The 4,099-nt window shown below is 64.2% G+C and carries 2 protein-coding genes and 1 pseudogene; all 3 read right to left on the bottom strand.

All coding sequences use genetic code 11. From position 1 onward, the window contains the following. On the bottom strand, nt 1–1,363 hold a 1,363-nt coding region (locus tag FFS27_RS29625), incomplete at its 3' end, for a transporter substrate-binding domain-containing protein (protein WP_137952407.1). A gap of 106 nt (nt 1,364–1,469) precedes the next feature. After that, entirely contained in the window at nt 1,470–3,323 is a 1,854-nt protein-coding gene (gene rpoD / locus FFS27_RS29630) for an RNA polymerase sigma factor RpoD (RefSeq protein WP_003085035.1), read from the bottom strand. A gap of 79 nt (nt 3,324–3,402) precedes the next feature. Continuing rightward, nucleotides 3,403–4,099 (bottom strand): annotated as a pseudogene (locus FFS27_RS29635) (DNA primase); the annotation flags it as partial.

Genomic DNA, 4,099 nt, shown 5'->3' on the forward strand with positions numbered 1-4,099 from the left:
TGGCCAGTACCACCATGTCCGGACAGTGGTGGAACACCGAAGCGAACTTCTGTTCGGACAGGCGCATGGCCTGCTCGGTGAGCTTGGCCTCGGTGATGTCGATCATCAGACCGCGCAGGAGCAGGTCCCGGCCTTGCGCGATCGGGGTGACCAGATCGCGAATCCAGACCACCCGGCCGTCGGCGGCGAGCATCCGGTAGTCGAAGCTGTGGTCGCGTCCGGCCTGGCTTTCGCTCATGCAGTAGTGGATGGCGTACTCGGCGTCCATGGGGTGCAGGGTCCGCTGCCAGAAGCCCGGCTGCAGCCATTCGCCGAGGGGATAGCCGAGCAGGCGTTCGGCGTGGGGCGAGACGTAGGTGAAGCGGTTCTCCTCGAGGCGCATTTCCCAGGCGATGGCATTCAGGCTTTCCACCAGTCCCCGGTAGTGCTGTTCGCTGTCGCGCAGTTCGCGCTCCAATTGCCGCCGGCGACTCACCTCGCGGCGCAGGCGGCGATTCATGGCCAGCAGTATGGCGACCGAGACCAGGATCAGCAGGACGATGGGAAGGCCGTAGGTCGCCATCTCGCGCCAGGCCGGACGTCGGTCGAGCAGGCCGCCGACCCAGGGGGCCTGGAGTCGCTCGATCTCCTCGGCGCTGAGGTCGGCGAGGACCTTGTCGATGATCCCGGCGAGGATCGGTTGTCCGCGCGGCACGGCCATCGCCAGTTGGTAGCGGTATGGCGTCTCGCCGCTGATCTCCAGGCCGTTGAGCTTGAGCTGGCGGAGGTTCCATACGCTGGAGGCGAAGTCGCCGACGAAGGCGTCGGCCTGGCCGGTGGCCAGCGCCTGCAGGGCTGCCGCTACCGAAGGCAGCGGCAGCAGGGTGAGGTCGGGATGCTGGGCGATCAGCAGTTCGTGAGGAGCATAGTGGTCGACCACCGCGACCTTGAGTCCGTAGAGCTCGTCGATGCGCTTCGGCATCGGGCCGTTCTTGCGTGCCAGGATGATGATCGGGAAGTCCAGGTAGGGCCGGGTGAAGCTCAGATACTCCTGGCGCTCCGGGGTAGCCATGATGCCGGGCAGCAGGTCCAGCCGACCGTCCTTGGCCTGCTCCAGGACCTGCGTCCAGGTCTTCGGTTCGACAGGCGTCAGGCTGACGCCCAGGCGTTCCTGCAGCAGGCTGACGTAGCCGGCGGCGAGTCCCTGGTAGCGGCCCTGTTCGTCGCGGAACTCGAATGGCGGCCAGGAGGTGTCCACGCCCAGGCGGATGCTCGGGTGCTCGGCCAGCCAGGCCCGTTCCTCGGGCGTGAGCGTGAGGGCGCCGGCCAGCCCCGGCCAGCAGCAGGCCAGACACAGGAGAAGCACGGCCTGCAGACGCTGCATGAGGCGGTCTCGCGGTGGACGGGAATATAAGCGGAAGTGTAGACGCCGGGCGGCGGGGCAAGCGGCAAAGAAAAACCCCCGGTTTTTCAGGCCGGGGGTTCGTTCGTCACTCGTCGAGGAAGGAGCGCAGGTGCTCGCTTCGCGACGGATGGCGCAGCTTGCGCAACGCCTTGGCTTCGATCTGGCGGATCCGCTCGCGGGTCACATCGAACTGCTTGCCGACTTCCTCGAGGGTGTGGTCGGTGTTCATGTCGATGCCGAAGCGCATGCGCAGCACCTTGGCTTCCCGGGCAGTGAGGCCGGCGAGGACTTCGCGGGTGGATTCCTTGAGGCTCTCGCTGGTCGCCATCTCGATCGGCGACTGCATGGTGGAGTCCTCGATGAAATCGCCCAGGTGCGAATCTTCGTCGTCACCGATCGGGGTTTCCATGGAGATCGGCTCTTTGGCGATCTTCAGTACCTTGCGGATCTTGTCCTCAGGCATGTCCATGCGCTCGCCAAGCTCTTCCGGGGTGGGCTCGCGACCCATTTCCTGGAGCATCTGGCGGGAGATGCGGTTGAGCTTGTTGATCGTCTCGATCATGTGCACCGGGATGCGGATGGTGCGTGCCTGGTCGGCGATCGAACGGGTGATCGCCTGGCGAATCCACCAGGTGGCGTAGGTGGAGAACTTGTAGCCGCGACGGTATTCGAACTTGTCCACCGCCTTCATCAGGCCGATGTTGCCTTCCTGGATCAGGTCGAGGAATTGCAGGCCGCGGTTGGTGTACTTCTTGGCGATGGAAATCACCAGGCGCAGGTTGGCCTCGACCATTTCCTTCTTCGCCCGGCGAGCCTTGGCTTCGCCGATCGACATCGCGCGGTTGATTTCCTTGATCTCGGCGACGGTCAGCTCGACCTCGCTTTCCAGGGCCGCCAGCTTCTGCTGGTTGCGCAGGATGTCGTCGCGCAGGCGCTCGATGGCCTCGGCGTACTTCGGCTTGCTCTTCAGGACGCTGTCGACCCACTTCTCGTCGGTCTCGTGGTTCGGGAACAGGCGCAGGAAGTCGGCACGCGGCATGCGCGCGTCACGCACGCAGAGCTGCATGATGGCGCGTTCCTGGGCGCGCACGCCTTCCAGGGCGGAGCGCACGCGGGCGACCAGGGCGTCGAACTGCTTGGGCACCAGCTTGATCGGCATGAACAGCTCGGCCAGGCCGGTGAGTTCGGCGGTGGCCTGCTTGCTGCCGCGACCGTGCTTCTTCAGGGCCTTCTTGGCCTTGTCGAGCTGCTCGGAGACCGCGGTGAAACGCAGGCGGGCTTCTTCCGGATCCGGACCGCCGTCGCCTTCGTCGTCGCTGTCGCTGCTGTCGTCGCTTTCTTCTTCCTCGTCGTCCTTCTCTTTCGAGTCGGCGGAATCGTCCTTCAGGTTGACCGGCTCCACCTCTTCGGCGGGCAGGCTGCCGTCATCGGGATCGATATAGCCGCTGAGGACATCGGAGAGGCGACCGCCTTCGGCGACGATGCGATTGTAGTCGGCCAGGATGCTGTCCACCGTGCCCGGGAACTGGGCGATGGCGCTCATCACTTCGCGGATGCCTTCCTCGATGCGCTTGGCGATTTCGATCTCGCCTTCGCGGGTCAGCAGTTCCACGGTACCCATTTCACGCATGTACATGCGCACCGGGTCGGTGGTGCGACCGATGTCGCTTTCCACCGCGGCCAGGGCCGCTGCGGCTTCTTCCGCTGCGGCTTCGTCGGTATCCGCCTCGGCCAGCAACAGGGCATCCGCATCCGGGGCTGTCTCGAATACGTTGATCCCCATGTCGTTGATCATGCGGATGATGTCTTCCACCTGTTCCGGATCGGAAATATCCTCCGGCAGGTGGTCGTTGACCTCCGCGTAAGTCAGGTATCCCTGCTCACGGCCTCGGGCGATCAACTCTTTCAGACGAGATTGCTGTTGCGCTTTTCCGGACATAACACCCTATCCACTGAAGGTCTTGGCGGGCAAAAAATAAGCAGAGGATTATACCTGATGCCTGGGCTGAGGCGCCAGTTCAGCTCTGGGAAGGCGATGAAGCGGCAACACTGTAGTGCTCTCTGAGCAAGGCTTTCTCTTCATCGGTCAGTTCACTGTAGCTCTTCTGCATGACGCTGCGTAAACGCTCCTCCCGCTCGCCGAAACGCTGGCTCTCGGAGAGTTTAGTAATGGTGTCGAAGAACTGCTTTTCAAGGTTCTCCTGGACGATCAGCCACTCCTTCTCGCCCAGGGCCTGCAGCAGGCGGCCCTGGGGCGTGCCGTGCCAGCGCGCGATGAGTTGCATCGAGCTCTGCCGCGGGTTCTTCTGCAGGGCTTCCAGCAGGGACACCAGCAACTGGGCGTAGGTATCCTGCTCCCTGGCGAGGGTGCCCGCATCGTCGACCTTCAAGGCCAGCTGCGGATGATGCAGCAAGGTGCGCAGGGCGTTGAGGGTGGTGGACTCCACGCTGACCGGCGTTCGTTGCGGAGCCTTGAAGTCGCCGCGGCCGCCTTTGTCCCACTTCTTCTTGCCATCCCACTTCTTGCCGTCCCAGGGCTTCTTGTCCTTGTTCCAGCTCTTGCGCGGTTGCGCCTCGCCATAGCCTGGCGCAGCGTCGAACGGCGCATGGGAGGGCTCGTTCTCGTAGTAGGCGCTGGCGGCGAAATAGTCGTCGCCGTCCAAGACGCCGCTCGCTCCGTGGTCCATGGACGACGGCGGCGGGCTGTGGTGTGCC

Source organism: Pseudomonas sp. 2VD (assembly GCF_005503585.1).
GTDB lineage: Bacteria > Pseudomonadota > Gammaproteobacteria > Pseudomonadales > Pseudomonadaceae > Pseudomonas > Pseudomonas aeruginosa.